15 protein-coding genes are annotated in these 14,339 nt (G+C 69.1%); 6 read left to right on the top strand and 9 right to left on the bottom strand.

The window, feature by feature from the left end; translation table 11 throughout:
* Positions 1–184: 184 nt before the first annotated feature.
* Entirely contained in the window at positions 185–784 is a 600-nt protein-coding gene (gene clpP, locus D7X32_RS06140; protein WP_014399808.1) for an ATP-dependent Clp endopeptidase proteolytic subunit ClpP, read from the bottom strand.
* A 93-nt stretch (positions 785–877) separates the two neighbouring features.
* The gene (gene fumC / locus D7X32_RS06135) at positions 878–2,275 is read right to left on the bottom strand and encodes a class II fumarate hydratase (protein ID WP_120601565.1); all 1,398 of its coding nucleotides are present in this window, start codon (positions 2,273–2,275) and stop codon (positions 878–880) included.
* A 121-nt stretch (positions 2,276–2,396) separates the two neighbouring features.
* Between fumC and D7X32_RS06130 the strand changes: the two genes are divergently transcribed.
* Positions 2,397–2,876 carry an MOSC domain-containing protein gene (locus D7X32_RS06130; RefSeq protein ID WP_244238868.1) on the top strand — a complete coding sequence of 160 codons (480 nt, stop codon included), beginning with the start codon at positions 2,397–2,399 and terminating at the stop codon, positions 2,874–2,876.
* Between the two features lie 4 nt (positions 2,877–2,880).
* Here D7X32_RS06130 and D7X32_RS06125 read toward each other — a convergent pair whose 3' ends face one another.
* The gene (locus D7X32_RS06125; RefSeq protein WP_120601564.1) at positions 2,881–3,459 is read right to left on the bottom strand and encodes a Uma2 family endonuclease; all 579 of its coding nucleotides are present in this window, start codon (positions 3,457–3,459) and stop codon (positions 2,881–2,883) included.
* A gap of 225 nt (positions 3,460–3,684) precedes the next feature.
* Here D7X32_RS06125 and D7X32_RS06120 point away from each other — a divergent pair, with 225 nt between their 5' ends.
* Together D7X32_RS06120 and D7X32_RS06115 are read left to right on the top strand one after the other, a co-directional pair.
* Positions 3,685–4,236 (top strand): PDC sensor domain-containing protein, encoded by a 552-nt coding sequence (locus tag D7X32_RS06120; RefSeq protein WP_171447126.1) that lies wholly within the window; start codon positions 3,685–3,687, stop codon positions 4,234–4,236.
* A 31-nt stretch (positions 4,237–4,267) separates the two neighbouring features.
* Complete coding sequence (locus tag D7X32_RS06115) at positions 4,268–6,169, top strand: methyl-accepting chemotaxis protein (protein WP_120601563.1); 1,902 nt, start codon at positions 4,268–4,270, stop codon at positions 6,167–6,169.
* Positions 6,170–6,191: 22 nt separating this feature from the next.
* On the opposite strand, the gene D7X32_RS06110 is transcribed toward D7X32_RS06115, so the two are convergent.
* Positions 6,192–6,551: a PspC domain-containing protein gene (locus tag D7X32_RS06110; protein WP_120601562.1), complete on the bottom strand. Its 360-nt coding sequence runs from the start codon at positions 6,549–6,551 to the stop codon at positions 6,192–6,194.
* A 276-nt stretch (positions 6,552–6,827) separates the two neighbouring features.
* Between D7X32_RS06110 and aceB the strand changes: the two genes are divergently transcribed.
* The 3 genes from aceB (at position 6,828) to D7X32_RS06095 (ending at position 10,448) form a co-directional block, all read left to right on the top strand.
* Positions 6,828–8,450 carry a malate synthase A gene (gene aceB, locus D7X32_RS06105; protein ID WP_120601561.1) on the top strand — a complete coding sequence of 541 codons (1,623 nt, stop codon included), beginning with the start codon at positions 6,828–6,830 and terminating at the stop codon, positions 8,448–8,450.
* A 64-nt stretch (positions 8,451–8,514) separates the two neighbouring features.
* Positions 8,515–9,801: an isocitrate lyase gene (gene aceA, locus D7X32_RS06100; protein WP_120601560.1), complete on the top strand. Its 1,287-nt coding sequence runs from the start codon at positions 8,515–8,517 to the stop codon at positions 9,799–9,801.
* A gap of 233 nt (positions 9,802–10,034) precedes the next feature.
* Positions 10,035–10,448: a hypothetical protein gene (locus D7X32_RS06095; protein ID WP_120601559.1), complete on the top strand. Its 414-nt coding sequence runs from the start codon at positions 10,035–10,037 to the stop codon at positions 10,446–10,448.
* Between the two features lie 57 nt (positions 10,449–10,505).
* Here D7X32_RS06095 and D7X32_RS06090 read toward each other — a convergent pair whose 3' ends face one another.
* The 5 genes from D7X32_RS06090 to D7X32_RS06070 all read right to left on the bottom strand — a co-directional run bounded on the left by D7X32_RS06090 (position 10,506) and on the right by D7X32_RS06070 (position 14,268).
* Entirely contained in the window at positions 10,506–10,751 is a 246-nt protein-coding gene (locus tag D7X32_RS06090) for a hypothetical protein (RefSeq protein WP_120601558.1), read from the bottom strand.
* Between the two features lie 81 nt (positions 10,752–10,832).
* Positions 10,833–11,174, bottom strand: coding sequence for a hypothetical protein (locus D7X32_RS06085; protein WP_120601557.1), 342 nt, complete (start codon positions 11,172–11,174; stop codon positions 10,833–10,835).
* Positions 11,175–11,196: 22 nt separating this feature from the next.
* Positions 11,197–12,483, bottom strand: coding sequence for a TIGR04013 family B12-binding domain/radical SAM domain-containing protein (locus D7X32_RS06080; RefSeq protein ID WP_120601556.1), 1,287 nt, complete (start codon positions 12,481–12,483; stop codon positions 11,197–11,199).
* 61 nt (positions 12,484–12,544) lie between these two features.
* Positions 12,545–13,426: a type VI immunity family protein gene (locus D7X32_RS06075; RefSeq protein ID WP_120601555.1), complete on the bottom strand. Its 882-nt coding sequence runs from the start codon at positions 13,424–13,426 to the stop codon at positions 12,545–12,547.
* A 29-nt stretch (positions 13,427–13,455) separates the two neighbouring features.
* Positions 13,456–14,268: a hypothetical protein gene (locus D7X32_RS06070; protein ID WP_120601554.1), complete on the bottom strand. Its 813-nt coding sequence runs from the start codon at positions 14,266–14,268 to the stop codon at positions 13,456–13,458.
* Positions 14,269–14,339: the final 71 nt, after the last annotated feature.

The raw sequence follows: 14,339 nt of genomic DNA, 5'->3' as shown, positions 1-14,339 counted from the left end.
CCCCACACCGGCAAGGAGGGCAGGCAGCAGAGCGGCAACGAGGAAGCGGGGAGCCATACCCGAACGCTGGGCACGTCCCCGTCAAGCCGCACCCCGGGACGGCTTGCGAAGCCGCCACCCGTCGCATGCCCGCCCGGAGGAACGGCACGGGGCCTGCTCCTCCGGTCTCCTTCGGAATGGAAAGCTACTTGGGCGCAGGCACGCCGGAGGCGCGCTCCACGACCTCGTCGATGAGGCCGTACTGCCGGGCCTCCTCGGCGCTCATGAAGTAGTCGCGCTCGGTGTCCTTCTCGATGCGCTCGATGGTGTGGCCCGTGTGCTTCACGAACAGGCCGTTGAGGTACGTGCGCAGGCGGAGGATTTCCTTGGCCTGGATGTCGATGTCCGTCGCCTGACCCTGCGCGCCGCCCAGCGGCTGGTGGATCATGATGCGGCTGTTGGGCAGGGCGTAGCGCTTGCCCTTGGAGCCCGCCAGCAGCAGCAGCGCGCCCGCGGAGGCCGCCTGGCCCACGCAGATGGTGGACACGGGGCATTTGACGTACTGCATCGTGTCATACATCGCGAGCGCCGCCGTGACGGAGCCACCGGGCGAGTTGATGTAGAGGTTGATGCCCTTGTCCGGGTCCTCGGACTCCAGGAACAGCAGCTGGGCGACGATGAGGTTGGCCACATCGTCGTTGATGGGCGTGCCCAGGAGGATGATGCGGTCCTTGAGCAGACGGCTGTAGAGGTCGTACGCCCGCTCGCCGCGGTGCGTGGTCTCAATGACGAAGGGGACGTTCATGGCTCCCGTACCCTAATCGTCCCCCCGCGCGCGCGCTCCCCCCTTCTTGCAGGAGCGTGCGCTGTCCCACGCTTGGGCGGGTCGGAGGGGGGCCTACAGGTTGCCAGTCATCTTCTCCGGGCGGACCCACTGGTCGAACTGTTCCGCGGTGACGAGCCCCAGCTCCACGGCGACCTCCTTGAGCGTCTTGCCCTGCTTGTGCGCCGTCTTCGCGATCTTCGCCGCGTTGTCGTAGCCGATGTGCGGGTTGAGGGCCGTCACCAGCATCAGGCTGCGCTGGAGGTTCTCCTGAAGGCGCGGGAGGTTGGGCTCGATGCCCACCGCGCAGTTGAGGCGGAAGCTGCGCATGCCGTCCGCCAGGAGCCGGGTGCTCTGCAGGAAGTTCTGGATGATGAGCGGCTTGAAGACGTTGAGCTCGAAGTTGCCGGACGCGCCGCCCAGGGAGATGGCCACGTCGTTGCCCATCACCTGGGCGGACAGCATGGTGAGCGCCTCGCTCTGCGTGGGGTTCACCTTGCCCGGCATGATGGAGCTGCCCGGTTCGTTCTCCGGGATGTTGATTTCCCCAATGCCCGAGCGGGGGCCCGAAGACAGCCAGCGGATGTCATTGGCCACCTTGAACAGGACCGCCGCCAGCCCCTTGAGCGCGCCGTGCGCCTGCACCAGCGCGTCGTTGGCGGCCAGCGCCTCGAACTTGTTGGGCGCGGTGACGAAGGCGTGGCCGGTGAGCTTCGCGATTTCGGCCGCCACGCGCTCGGCGTAGCCCGGGGGCGCGTTGAGGCCGGTGCCCACGGCGGTGCCGCCCAGCGCCAGCTCCAAGAGGTGCGGCAGGGACGCCTCGATGTGGCCCTTGGCGCGGTCCAACTGCGCCACGTAGCCGCTGAACTCCTGGCCCAGGGTGAGCGGCGTCGCGTCCTGCAGGTGCGTGCGGCCAATCTTCACGATGGCCTGGAACGCCTGGGCCTTCTGGGCGAGCACGTCGCGCAGGGCCTGGAGCTCCGGCAGCACGTGCTTCACCACGGCCTCCACGGCGGCCACGCTCATCGCGGTGGGGAACACGTCGTTGGAGCTCTGGCCCTTGTTGACGTCGTCGTTGGCGTGGACCTTGCGCCCTTCACCGCGCTCGCCGCCCAGGAGCTCCGAGGCGCGGTTGGCCAGCACCTCGTTGCAGTTCATGTTCGTCTGGGTGCCGCTGCCCGTCTGCCAGACCAGCAGGGGGAACTCCTCGTCGTGCTGGCCGGCGAGGACCTCGTCCGCGGCCTTCACGATGACCTGGGCCTTCTCCTTGGACAGCGAGCCGTTCTCCTGGTTCACGAGCGCGGCGGCCTTCTTCACCAGCACCAGCGCGTGCACGAGCGCCAGGGGCATGCGCTCCGAGGAGATGGCGAAGTTCTGACGGCTGCGCTGCGTCTGGGCGCCCCAGAGCCGGTCGGCCGGGACTTCGATGGGACCAAAGGTGTCCTTCTCGATGCGAACGTTCTTCGTGCTCACGGTGGGGCCTCTCCAGGCAGGAACGATGTCCCGCGCCATTAACACCGCCGCGCCGCCACGGCAGGCCTGAGTGACGGGCCGCCCCCTCACCAAAGAAGCCCCCCAGCGTTAGTGTCACGTCGTGAGCACCGCAGGCACCATCCGAGCCCTCTTCCTGGCCCAGGAGCGAGGCACGCCCATGCGCCGGGTCCCCGAGGCCCGCGCCGTGGAGCAGCACGGCTTCGAAGGCGACCGCCACCAGCGCAGGGCGGTGGGCCACAAGCGCCAGCTCCTGCTGCTGGATGAGGCCGAGCGAGCGGCGCTGGATGTGCCCGAAGGCGCGCTCAAGGAGAACGTGCTGGTGGAGGGCCTGTCCCTGGACGCGCTGCCGCCGGGACAGCGCCTGGCATTGGGAGACGCGGTGGTGGTGGAGCTGACCGAACCCTGCGTCCCCTGCTGGAAGCTGGACGCCCTGCGCCCGGGATTGTTGAAGGAGAGCTGGGGCCGGAGGGGTCAGCTCGCGCGCGTGCTGAAGGCAGGCACCGTGCATGAAGGCGACACCGTGCGCCTGCTGGACGTGAACCCGGACGCACCGCGCATCATCCGGCCGAAGCTGCCCTGAGCCGTCACCAGAGCCAGAGCTTGCCCATGTTCAAGGGCACCGCATCGAAGGGAGCGGCATTCACGGTTCCACTGCCCAGGTGCACGCCGTGCAGGCGCCACTGCCCTTCCTGGAGACGGTGGATCTCCAGCCCCTCGCCCAGCGGATCAATGAACCACAGCCATTCCACGCCCGCGCGCGCATAGACGCGCATCTTCGGGCCGCGGTCCCACGCCTGCGTGACGTCGGACACCACTTCGCATGCCCAATCCGGCGCGAGTGAGAAGTAGGGCACATCGGGCATGCGGGGCATCCGCTCTCGCCGCCACGCGGTGACGTCCGGAACCAATGCATCGCCCAACGCAGGAAAGCGCAGCTCCGGCTCGAACAGGAAGATCCAACCACCGGGTCCATTGCTGCCCTCATCGAACGGCCCATCCAGCCACCCCCCAAGCTTCGTCGCCGCCCGCGCGTGGGGAGACGCGGGCCTGGGACTGACGACCAGCTCCCCTTCGATGATCTCCCCCACCTTCGTCGGCGGCACGTCCTCCAGGACGGCATACGACACCGACTTCCCCTTCCCGCTCCCGTTTCCATCGCCCATGCGCGCAAGGATGCCTCCTACCCCTGACATCCTCAAGCCAACGGCCGACCCCATCCCCAACACACAGGAGCAGGAAGACAGGCCCGCGCAGTGCTGCCTGCCCTGAAACCGCTGAAAACACGCTTAATTTGAATTATTCAAATCACGCCCGCCTGGGTGACTGCGCGAACGGTTCCATGACACACTTTTCTCAACCGTTCTCACGGCTCCTGGGGGCGTCTGTTGATGGCCATATTCTGGATGGGATTGGCGCTGACCGTTGGGGGTCAGCTCCCTCCCGACGGTGTCGCGCAGCTCCAGAAGGTGGACGGCGTGATGCCGCACCTGCGGCGGCTGGCTGAAGACCCGGAAGTGGTGCGGGCCATCCGCGCCCAGAACGCGCGCCGCGTCCCGCTCGCCACCATCCAGCAGCACGACGCGGAGTGGATGGCGACCCCGGCCCTCACGCCGTTCAAGCAACGCATCCTGGACGGCCCGTGCACGGGCGCGCTCCGCCGCCTGCGGGAGCGGCTGGGCCCGGCGATGGCGGAGGCCTTCGCCATGGACGGCCAGGGCGCGCTCGTCTGCGCCAGCCGGCGCACGTCCGACTACTGGCAGGGGGACGAGTCCAAGTGGCTCCGCACCTACGCCGGAGGCCAGGGCGGTCCCGCGCTGCGCGAAGCCCCCTTCTTCGACGAGTCCTCCCAGGCCTACGTCATCCAGGTGTCCCTCCCCGTCCGCGACGGCGCCCAGGTCATTGGCGCGCTCACCGTGGGCCTGTCCCTGCTCGACCTGTGACACCGACCGTTCCCACCCAGGGTCCTCACGCATGCGCCTGTCCGGATTGAAGTTGCGGGGCCGCCTCACGCTGTGGGTCTGCCTGCTGCTCGTCGCGGCCCTCACCCCCGTCGTCGCGGTAGGGGTCCACGTCATCCGGCGCAACCTGGAGCAGCAGGTGCAAGGCGTCCTCCACGTGGAGGCCCAGGGCCTGCAAGACCTCATCGAAGCGTCCCTGCACGAGCGCGAAGCGAACGCCCGCGCGTGGACCGAGGACGCCATCGTGCGCGGCGCGCTCCTCTTCGACACCTACGCCAAGAGCGACGCGGTGCTCGCCTCCCTCAACGGCCGCCACACCAGCTTCGCGGGCCTGGTGCTGTTCACCGCGGATGGGCGCGCCGTCTCCGTGAGCCGGCCGGAGCTGCGTCAGGCCTTCGCTGGACGCGAGCAGGAGGTGCTCGCCGCCCCCTGGTTCCAGACCGCGCTGGAGGGCCGGCTGGACGCCGCCATCCTCACGAACGCGCTGACGAAGAAGGACCCCTTCTTCGCCCGCCCGGTGATGCCCCTGGCCCTGCCCGTCCTCAGCCCCATCTCCGGCGCGCGCGTGGGCGTGCTGCTGGCCGCGTATGACTGGGGCCAGTTGGAGGAGGTGGTCGCGGGCGCGGTCAACCGCGCCCACGACCGGGGGCAGAGGAGCTTCACCCTGGAGATCTTCGCGCCCGACGGAGGCCGCCTCTTCAGCTCCCGGGCCGCGACCGCGCCAGGCCTCGTGGACTCCGTCCGGGCCGAAGCCCGCGACGACACCGCCCGCTTCACCGCGGGCAAGGGCTGGCGCTTCGTGGCGGCGATGGACGCGAACGAGGCCTTCCTGCCCCTGCGGCGCTTCCTCCAGCTCAGCCTGTTCGCGGTGGCCGTGCTCCTGGGGCTGGCCGTCCTGGCCGCCTGGGCCCTGGCGCGCGGCGTGACCCGGCCCATCACCACGCTGAGCGCGCTGGTGACTCGCGTGGTGCGCGAAGGCGACCTCACCCAGAAGGTGGAGTCGCACGGCCACCAGGACGAGGTGGGCGAGCTGGCCTCCGCCGTCTCACGGATGATGGACCACCTGCGCGAGTCCACCACCAGCCTCCAGCAGGCCACCCGCGTGCTGGGGCAGACGGTGGGCGAGCTCACCCAGGCCACCGAGCAGCAGGAGCGCAACCTCACCCGGCAGGGTGCCGCCATCCAGGAGACGCAGGTCACCGCGAAGGAGATTCAGCAGACCTCGCAGCTCGCCGCGGAGCGCTCACAGGCGGTGCTCGCGCTGGTGGCGCGGGCGCGCGAGGCGGGTGGCTCCGGACAGAAGGCGCTCGGCGCCAGCCTGGACGGCTTCGAACAGCTGCGTGAGCACGGCGCGCGCCTGGCGGATGGCATCTCCTCCCTCCACGAGCGCACGCACCAGATTGGCGGCATCACCCAGACGGTGAAGGACCTGGCGGACCAGTCCAACATGCTCGCGCTCAACGCGGCCATCGAAGCGGTGCGCTCCGGCGAACACGGCAAGGGCTTTGGCGTGGTGGCGCGCGAAATCCGCAGCCTCGCGGATCAGTCCATCCATGCCACCGGCCGGGTGCGCGAAATCCTGGACGCCATCCGCGGCGGCATCCGCGACACCGTGGCGCTCTCCGAGGAGGGCCAGCGCCGCTCCGAGGCGGGCCTGGCCCAGGTGCGCGAAAGCGGGCAGAGCCTGCATGCGCTGACGGACATCATCCAGGACAACGCTTCCGCGGCGCAGCAGATCGCCGCCGCCGTCATCCAGCAGAACGCCGGCATCGCGCAAATCTTCACCGCCGTCACGGACCTGTCCCGGATGATGGACGACACCCTCCAGGCCATGCACGGCACCCAGCGGATGACGCACGCCCTGCGGGGCGTGGCCGAGCGCATGGAGTCCGTGGCCGGCGTCTGGCGCGTCTAGCGGAGCGCCCCCCAAGCCGCCGTCAGACGCGCTTCTCCCAGCGGGGCGTGTCGTCATCCACCGGCGCGTTCGCCACCTTGGACACCCAGTCCAGCGTCCCCTGCAGCGGAGCCTGGCCCCAGGCCCTGGCCGGGATGAACGCCCAGAGCAGCAGGTAGAGCGCCGCGCTCATCCCCCCGGACGCGAAGAACATCAGCACGAACGCCACCCGCACCAGCGCGGGATCCACGCCCAGCTCACGGGCCAGCGCCGCGCAGACGCCCAGGAGCGCCCGCCCCTCGCCCCGGTGCATCGGCAGTGTCCGCGTCCGGCAGTGCGGGCAGCGCGCCGCCTCCCCGGACAGCTCCCTCGAACAGGCCCTGCAACGTGTCGTGACGTCCATGAGGTGACCTCCCGGTCGGTCCCCCGCTTGGCACGATGGGGGTCCCATTCCTACCTACGGAAATCCGCCGCGGTTGATTGCCGTGTCACCTCCGGCGCCCTGATTCCGGGGGTTTATGTCCGGCCGCGTCAGTGGATTTACAAATTTAATCCCGATGATGTTGACAGCCTTACAGGCAAGCAGCTTCTAATTCACCAAGGCTTCCCTTCCACAGACGGCAGGGACATCTTTCAGCCCGTTGAAGCGCTTTTACAACGCATCTCGTCAGGAGCCGACATGGACGCGCGCACCTCCCAGAATCCCCCGGACTTCGGCCCCGGCGTGACCGTGGAGGGGACCTGGCATCCGGATTACGCGGAAGTGCTGACGCAGGAGGCCATGGCCTTCGTCGCCAAGCTGGTCCGCACCTTTGGTGAACGGCGGGAAGCCCTGCTGGAGCGGCGCAAGAAGGTGGCGCAGGCCTGGCGCAAGGGCGAGCGCCCGCACTTCCTGCCGGAGACGGCGGATGTCCGGAAGGGCGACTGGCAGGTGTCCCCGGTGCCCGCGGACCTGCAGGACCGGCGCGTGGAGATCACCGGTCCGGTGGACCGCAAGATGATCATCAACGCGCTCAACTCCGGCGCCAGCGTCTTCATGGCGGACTTCGAGGACGCCAACAGCCCCACCTGGGACAACGTGGTGCGCGGCCAGTTCAACCTGCGCGACGCCGTGCGGAAGACCATCTCCTTCACGGCGGAGAACGGGAAGCACTACGCGCTCAACGACAAGCACGCGGTCCTCTTCGTGCGCCCGCGCGGCTGGCACCTGCCGGAGCGCCACGTGCGCATCGACGGCAAGCCCATCTCCGGCTCCCTCTTCGACTTCGGCCTGTTCTTCTTCCACAACGCGCGCGAGCAGCTGAAGCGCGGCACGGGCCCCTACTTCTACCTGCCCAAGATGCAGAGCCACCTGGAGGCCCGGCTGTGGAACGACGTGTTCCACCTGGCCCAGAGCGAGCTGGACATCCCGCGCGGCACCATCAAGGCCACGGTCCTCATCGAGACGCTGCCCGCCGCGTTCGAGATGGACGAGATCCTCTACGAGCTGCGCGAGCACTCGGCGGGCCTCAACTGCGGCCGCTGGGACTACATCTTCAGCTTCATCAAGACGCTCCAGTCCGACGCGTCCGTGGTGCTGCCCGACCGTGGGCAGGTGACCATGGACAAGGGCTTCCTCAACGCCTACTCGCAGCTGCTCATCCAGACCTGTCACCGCCGGGGCGCGCACGCCATGGGCGGCATGGCCGCCTTCATCCCCATCAAGGGGGACACGGCCGCCAATGACGCGGTGATGGCCAAGGTCCGCGCGGACAAGCTGCGCGAGGCGAAGAATGGCCACGACGGCACCTGGGTCGCGCACCCCGGCCTGGTCCCCGTGGCGAAGGAGATCTTCGACGCGCAGATGCAGGGCCCCAACCAGGTGGCCAACAAGCGCGAGGACGTGCGCATCACGGAAGCGGACCTGCTCAAGGTGCCCTCCGGCACGCGCACGGAAGAGGGCCTGCGCCACAACATCCGCGTGGGCATCCAGTACACCGCCGCGTGGCTGGGCGGCCTGGGCTGCGTGCCGCTCTACAACCTGATGGAGGACGCGGCCACGGCCGAAATCTCCCGCGCCCAGGTGTGGCAGTGGCTCCACCACGACGCCACGCTGGAGGACGGCCGCAAGGTGACGCAGGAGCTGTTCCGCAAGCTGCTCGCGGAGGAGATGGAGCGGATGGGCCGCGAGGGCGCTGTCGAGCGCTACGGCCAGGCCCACATGGAGAAGTCCCGCGCCCTCTTCGAGCAGCTGTCCACCGCGCCCGTCTTCGAGGACTTCCTCACCCTGCCCGCCTACGAGGCCCTGGACCCGCAGGCCTGACGCCTTTTCCAACGCAGCACCGACGTCTTCTTCAACCCTTCACCGCAGCCCGAGGAGTCCTGGCATGTACGACGCGACGCCGACCACTTCCGATGCCTCCCCTCATGCGAAGCTCCATGCCCAGCGCTTCGAGGGAATCACGCGCACCTACACCGAGAAGGACGTGGAGAAGCTCCGGGGCTCCATCCGCGTGAGCCACACGCTGGCGGAGATGGGTGCCCGCCGCCTCTGGGAGCTGCTCCACACCGACGAGTACATCAACGCGCTGGGCGCCCTCACCGGCAACCAGGCCGTGCAGATGGTGCGCGCGGGCCTCAAGGCCATCTACCTGTCCGGCTGGCAGGTCGCCGCGGACGCGAACTCCGCGGGCCAGATGTACCCGGACCAGAGCCTCTACCCGGTGGACTCCGTCCCCAGCGTGGTGAAGAAGATCAACAACGCCCTGCGCCGCGCGGACCAGATCGACCACGCGGAAGGCCGTCATGACCGCAACTGGTTCGCGCCCATCATCGCGGACGCGGAGGCCGGCTTCGGCGGTCCGCTCAACGCCTATGAGCTGATGAAGGGGATGATCGAAGCGGGCGCCGCGGGCGTGCACTTCGAGGACCAGCTGGCCAGCGAGAAGAAGTGCGGCCACATGGGCGGCAAGGTGCTGGTGCCCACCAGCCACTTCGTGCGCACGCTGACCGCGGCGCGCCTGGCGGCGGACGTGATGGGCGTGCCCACGCTGCTCGTCGCCCGCACGGACGCGGACAGCGCCAAGCTGCTGATGAGCGACGCGGACGAGTACGACCACGCCTTCATCGACAAGGCGGCGGGCCGCACGGCGGAGGGCTTCTACCGCATCAAGGGCGGCCTGGAGTGCGCCATCGCGCGCGGCCTGGCCTACGCCCCGTACGCGGACCTGGTGTGGTGCGAGACCAGCACCCCGGACCTGGCGCAGGCCAAGGCCTTCGCGGAGGGCATCCACAAGAAGTTCCCCAACAAGATGCTCGCGTACAACTGCTCGCCGTCCTTCAACTGGAAGAAGAACCTGGACGACAGCACCATCGCGAAGTTCCAGCGCGAGCTGGGCGCCATGGGCTACAAGTTCCAGTTCGTCACGCTGGCCGGCTTCCACGCGCTGAACTTCTCGATGTACGAGCTGGCGCGGAAGTACAAGGACCGCGGCATGGCGGCCTACAGCGAGATGCAGCAGTCGGAGTTCGGCGCGGAGAAGGACGGCTACACCGCCACGCGCCACCAGCGCGAGGTGGGCACCGGCTACTTCGACCAGGTCGCCGAGGTCATCTCCGGCGGCAGCGCCAGCACCCTGGCCCTGCACGAGTCCACCGAGGCCCACCAGTTCTAGGCCGGGCGGATCAGCCCCAAGGCTGAAAGGCATGGAGGCCGCGGCGTCCCAGGGGAAATTCCCCCGGGATTTCGCGGCCTTCGCCGTTCCCAGGGTCCTGGGGCCAGCGGGCTTGGAAGCGGAAGAGGCAACTTCCCGGGGCCCGGGGCGATAATGGGGAGAACGAACTTGAAGCCCCAGAGGCGCGCCCAGGCGCGTCTCGAGTTGACCGGGGCCTTTTGACGGGAGCCGCCATGAACCGCATCACGTCCCTCTCCGGTCCGCGGGTGCAGCCGGCCACGACGAACACCGCCTCCTCCGTGTCGGGCAGCCGCTTCGGCTCGCTGATGTCGGGCGCGGCCGCGCAGCCCAAGGCGGGCGCGCAGCTGACGGGCGCGTCGGTGGTGTCGTCGGCGCTGGCGCAGATGGGGGCCACGCCGCACGGCTCGCTCCTGGGCACCTACACCGCGGGCGCCACCTCCACGCCGGTGAACGTCACGGGCCAGCAGCCGCAGCAGCAGGCCGCGACCTCGCAGACGGGCACGGGCGCGGAGCCCAAGAGCGAGGAGATGCAGGCCATCGAGGATCTGGCCACCATGTCCGCGGTGTCCATGTCCCAGTCCATCCTGCACATGGGCGGCATGAAGCTGGACCTGGAGCGCGAGTAGTCAAAGCGCCCCAGGCCGTTCTTCAGCACCCGATTTCACGAAGCCCTGGGGGAGACCTCAGGGCTTTTTCTTGTCGCTGTCGTCGCTGTACTGGTCGCGGATGCCGTCCTGTCGGCTCCGCGCGTCGTTCCAGGGCTTGTCCACGTCGGTGCGCTGACCGCCGTTCTGTCCGGTGACGTCGTTGAGTTCCTCGGCGCGGCCTTCCGCGGGCACCCTGTCGCCGTCCTCGTCCGGGTCCTTCTGCCTCTCCGGATCCAGTGGGATGCCGGCGCTCTTCTTCAGGTATTCGTCCTTGGGGTCCATGCCGTCATTCCTCCCTTGAGCCCTCAAGGTGGTGACGGAGTGCCGTTCCGGGAGCGGCCGGGCGGCCAGGGCCCCCCTTCCTCAGTTGAGGTACTTCGGCTTCGCGGGGGCCGCTGAAGCCGGTGCCTGGGCCTTCATCATCTCCAGACCCTGGCGGGTGAGGACGAAGCGGACCACGCCGGAGCCGCGCTCGGTCTCGATTTCGGCCTCGAAGGCGGGCCCGGCGATGCCGCCCAGGGACACGTCCTTGCGCAGGTTGTTCACGCGGCCGGAGAGCAGATCGCCGGCCACCTCGCGTGAGCCCTCGCCGCGCGAGTACAGCTCGAAGGCGGCCTCGTGCAGCGTCATGGCCAGCGCCGGGGTGAGGGGCTGGGAGCTGAAGAGCACGGAGATGAGGAGCCAGTAAGGCGTCTGTTCAGCCATCGCGCGAGTGTAACGGGTGCGGCTAGCGGGCGCGCGGCTGTCTGCGGGCGGCGATGGCCTCCGCGAGCACGCCCTGCGCCCTCCAGTGGCCATACAGGCGCCCCTGGGACGCGAGGAAGTCCAGCCGCTGCTGGGTGCGCGCGTCCAGGCGGCCGGGGGCCGCGTCGCGGTAGGGCGTGCCGGGCAGCGGCATGAAGGTGTGGCCGTGCACGCGGGCGCCCAGGTCGGACAGCCGCTGCATGAGGTCCAGGGTGGCCTCCACGTCCGCGGGCTCCTCGCCGGGCAGGCCCAGGATGAAGTCCACGTTGGGCACGAAGCCGCCCTCCACCGCGAGCCGCGCGGCGCGCACCACGGTCTCCACGTCGTGACCGCGGCGGGTGGCCTGGAGGATGCGCTCGGAGCCGGACTGGCCGCCGATGATGAGGTTGTCATTGGCCACGTAGCGCTTGAGCAGCGCCAGGGCCTCCGGCGTGACGTGCTCCGGGCGCACCTCGGACGGGAAGGTGCCGTAGTAGATGCGCCCGTCCGGGGCCATGGCCTCTGTCACGGCGGCGAGCAGTTCCTCCACGGCGGCCAGGTTCACGGTCTCGTCGGGAGTGCCGTAGGACATGGACGTGGGGGTGATGAAGCGCAGGTCGCGCCGGCCCGCGCGGCGCAGCTCGCGGGCCCAGTGGGCGATGTTGGCGACGGTGCGGTGCCGGAAGCGCGCCTTGGACATGAAGGGCGTCTGGCAGAAGCGGCAGGCGTAGATGCAGCCCCGGGTGATCTCGATGGCGCCGAACTTCACGTGCCGCGCGGCGAACGGGGGGAAGTCGTCCAGGCGCACCCCCTCGCCGTGGCCGTGCTGCACGAGCTTGCCGTCCTTCAGGTGCGCGGTGCCGTGCGTGGTGCGCGGGTCCTCGCCCTTGAGGATACGGACCAGCAGGGCGCGCAGGGTGTGTTCGCCCTCGCCCACGGCGACGAGGTCGAAGCCGGCCTGGAGCGTCTGGAGGGTCTCCGCGGTGGCGTGCACGCCGCCCGCGATGCAGAGGACGTCGCGGCCCTCCAGCCGTTCGCGCACCCAGGCCAGCTCCTCCACGGAGGGGCCGAAGCTGGCGGAGTAGAAGGACCACGCGGCGACGACGGTGTCGCCCGCGTCCACGCGCTCGCGCACGGTGGTCAGCAGGTCCTCGCGGTTGCGAGGAAAGTGCAGCGACACGTCCGCGAGCGCGGGGTCCGCCTCCACGGCGCCGGCGAGCACGGTGAAGGCGTACTTGCCGGGGTACTGGTAGCTCAGGACGAGCGAGACCTTGCGAGGCGTCTGCGGCATGGCGGCTGGGGATGATGCCACAGGGCCTGTCCGCAGCGAGGCACGCCTGCCGGGTGCGCGGTCAGAGGAAGCGGCGCTCCCACTGGCGGACCTCGGCTTCGGTGAAGAAGCCCCATTCGCCTTTGTGCGCATAGAGCCAGGGTTCCAGCACGCGGGCCAGCTCGCGGTACGCGGGCAGCGTGTCACCGGCATCCATGTCCCCGGCTTCGGGGACCGGGCCCAGGGACACGAGTGCGCGGTCCGGAGACAGGGATTCGACCTGGGTTGAAGGTGAGCGCAGCTGGGAGCGCAGTCCTTCCACGCCACCCAGTTCGTTCAGGACCGGTGGCCCCAGGAACGTGAGCCACGCGGGGGGACGGAGCTTCGTGCCCAGGTACAGGGCGAGTTTGTTCAGTCGATTCAGGTCGAAGCCCGGGTGACGCCGGGTCACTTCATGGAGGCGCGGCGTGAGGGTCTTGGGCCAGGTGCCCAACTCAAGCGACAGCCCCGCGTGCCCCGAGTTCCAGGGCAGTTCGTGCCCCAGGTCGATGGCCAGCGAGCGGATCCACTCCGGCCCCCGCTCGGCCAAGAACTCGATGGGCAGCCGGAACTCCAAGGCACAGGTACTCTCCTGTTCCTCCTTCTCGAAGCCAGCCGCCGCTTTGCTCCGCCCCTGGTATTTGAATGCGATTCCCGTCACGGAGTCGGGGCGCTCGATCAGCTCGACCAATGCAGAGGTTGCCAGCAGCCGCTTCCGAATGACTGCCTCGCCCTCGGAGTCCAACGGCTGCCAGTCCCCCGAGTAGTCTACGTACCAGCCAGGCTGGCGCGGGCTGATGGCCTGACGGTAGCGCTCCAGTGCTCGCCACACGGCCGAGGCCATCAACTCGTGGGGCTGCCGCATGTAGAACGCGATGCTGATCCCCTCCCGCACGAGGACCACCCACTGGTCCTCGATGTCCATGCCTTCACGAATCCTTGGGACTGGCCCGGTCATGGCGTGACTCCAAAATTGGGAGATATCAGCTGAGGAGTCTGCTCGCTCTCAAGCAGCTGCTGGTAGATCTCACCCTGCTCTTTTGGGGCGAAGGGGTGCCCTTCAGGATAGGGATCCCATCGAGGAAAGTTGCTCACCGGGCACGGGAACTTGAAGTCGTAGATCCGCTGTACCTTCAGTGGGTTCCCCAAGGCGTGCAGCACCACATCCGGCGCGATGGTCCCCGTCAGCAGGAAGAACTGTCCGGCAGCCAGCCAGCGGGCCACCTCCTCTGGATCCAACCATCGCGTCCGCCCGGTCTTCGCGTCCCGCAGGTAGCGCGGCTCCAGACTGAACCGTCCCGCGTCCGTGGCGCCCAGTTCCCGCTGTACGCACTCCAGCGCCGCCGCGTGCTTCGCGTTCCCCAACTGCACGGCCCGCGTCATCTCCCGGCCGTTCGCGTCCACCACCTTCTGCTCACAGATCTCGCGAGAGGTCCGCCGTCCGGGCCCCAGCATCCGATCGTTTACCTCGCGGTTCGCCTGCTTCGCGCATTCCACCAGCACATGCTCCACGCGGGCCACCTCCGCCGCCTCCCACAGGCGCATCACCGCCGCGGCCTCCGCAGCACGCACCGCCGCGCGGGACAGCCACGGCAGGATGGCGTCCTGTCCCACCTGGGACGCGCACGCCGGGCTTCGCAGACACCCCGCCGTCGCGGAGTCCATCGCCACCTGGGAGTAGCTTCGCGGCGCACGAACCTCCGGGCCCGCGCACGCAGTCCACAGCAGGAAGCAGCACAGCCACCACATCCTTCGGGGAGGAGTCATTCCGCGCCTCCTCGCATGGAAGCGCGGACTCCTTCAACCCACCTCCCGCTCCGGACGCACCGGAGCGGGAA

The sequence above is a fragment of the Corallococcus carmarthensis genome (assembly GCF_003611695.1).
In the GTDB taxonomy this organism is placed as follows: Bacteria; Myxococcota; Myxococcia; order Myxococcales; family Myxococcaceae; genus Corallococcus; species Corallococcus carmarthensis.
Note: the sequence above shows the minus strand (reverse complement) of the source record. Positions and strands in the feature narration are given on the sequence as shown.

Bases quoted from the DNA above. Each gene is read 5' to 3' on its own strand.
- D7X32_RS06095 (WP_120601559.1), top strand. From the start codon at position 10,035: ATGAACCGCATCACGTCCCTCTCCGGTCCGCGGGTGCAGCCGGCCACG.
- D7X32_RS06090 (WP_120601558.1), bottom strand. From the start codon at position 10,751: ATGGACCCCAAGGACGAATACCTGAAGAAGAGCGCCGGCATCCCACTG.
- clpP (WP_014399808.1), bottom strand. From the start codon at position 784: ATGAACGTCCCCTTCGTCATTGAGACCACGCACCGCGGCGAGCGGGCG.
- D7X32_RS06075 (WP_120601555.1), bottom strand. From the start codon at position 13,426: ATGGACATCGAGGACCAGTGGGTGGTCCTCGTGCGGGAGGGGATCAGC.
- D7X32_RS06080 (WP_120601556.1), bottom strand. From the start codon at position 12,483: ATGCCGCAGACGCCTCGCAAGGTCTCGCTCGTCCTGAGCTACCAGTAC.
- D7X32_RS06125 (WP_120601564.1), bottom strand. From the start codon at position 3,459: ATGGGCGATGGAAACGGGAGCGGGAAGGGGAAGTCGGTGTCGTATGCC.
- D7X32_RS06070 (WP_120601554.1), bottom strand. From the start codon at position 14,268: ATGACTCCTCCCCGAAGGATGTGGTGGCTGTGCTGCTTCCTGCTGTGG.
- D7X32_RS06110 (WP_120601562.1), bottom strand. From the start codon at position 6,551: ATGGACGTCACGACACGTTGCAGGGCCTGTTCGAGGGAGCTGTCCGGG.
- D7X32_RS06120 (WP_171447126.1), top strand. From the start codon at position 3,685: ATGGCCATATTCTGGATGGGATTGGCGCTGACCGTTGGGGGTCAGCTC.
- D7X32_RS06085 (WP_120601557.1), bottom strand. From the start codon at position 11,174: ATGGCTGAACAGACGCCTTACTGGCTCCTCATCTCCGTGCTCTTCAGC.
- aceA (WP_120601560.1), top strand. From the start codon at position 8,515: ATGTACGACGCGACGCCGACCACTTCCGATGCCTCCCCTCATGCGAAG.
- aceB (WP_120601561.1), top strand. From the start codon at position 6,828: ATGGACGCGCGCACCTCCCAGAATCCCCCGGACTTCGGCCCCGGCGTG.
- D7X32_RS06115 (WP_120601563.1), top strand. From the start codon at position 4,268: ATGCGCCTGTCCGGATTGAAGTTGCGGGGCCGCCTCACGCTGTGGGTC.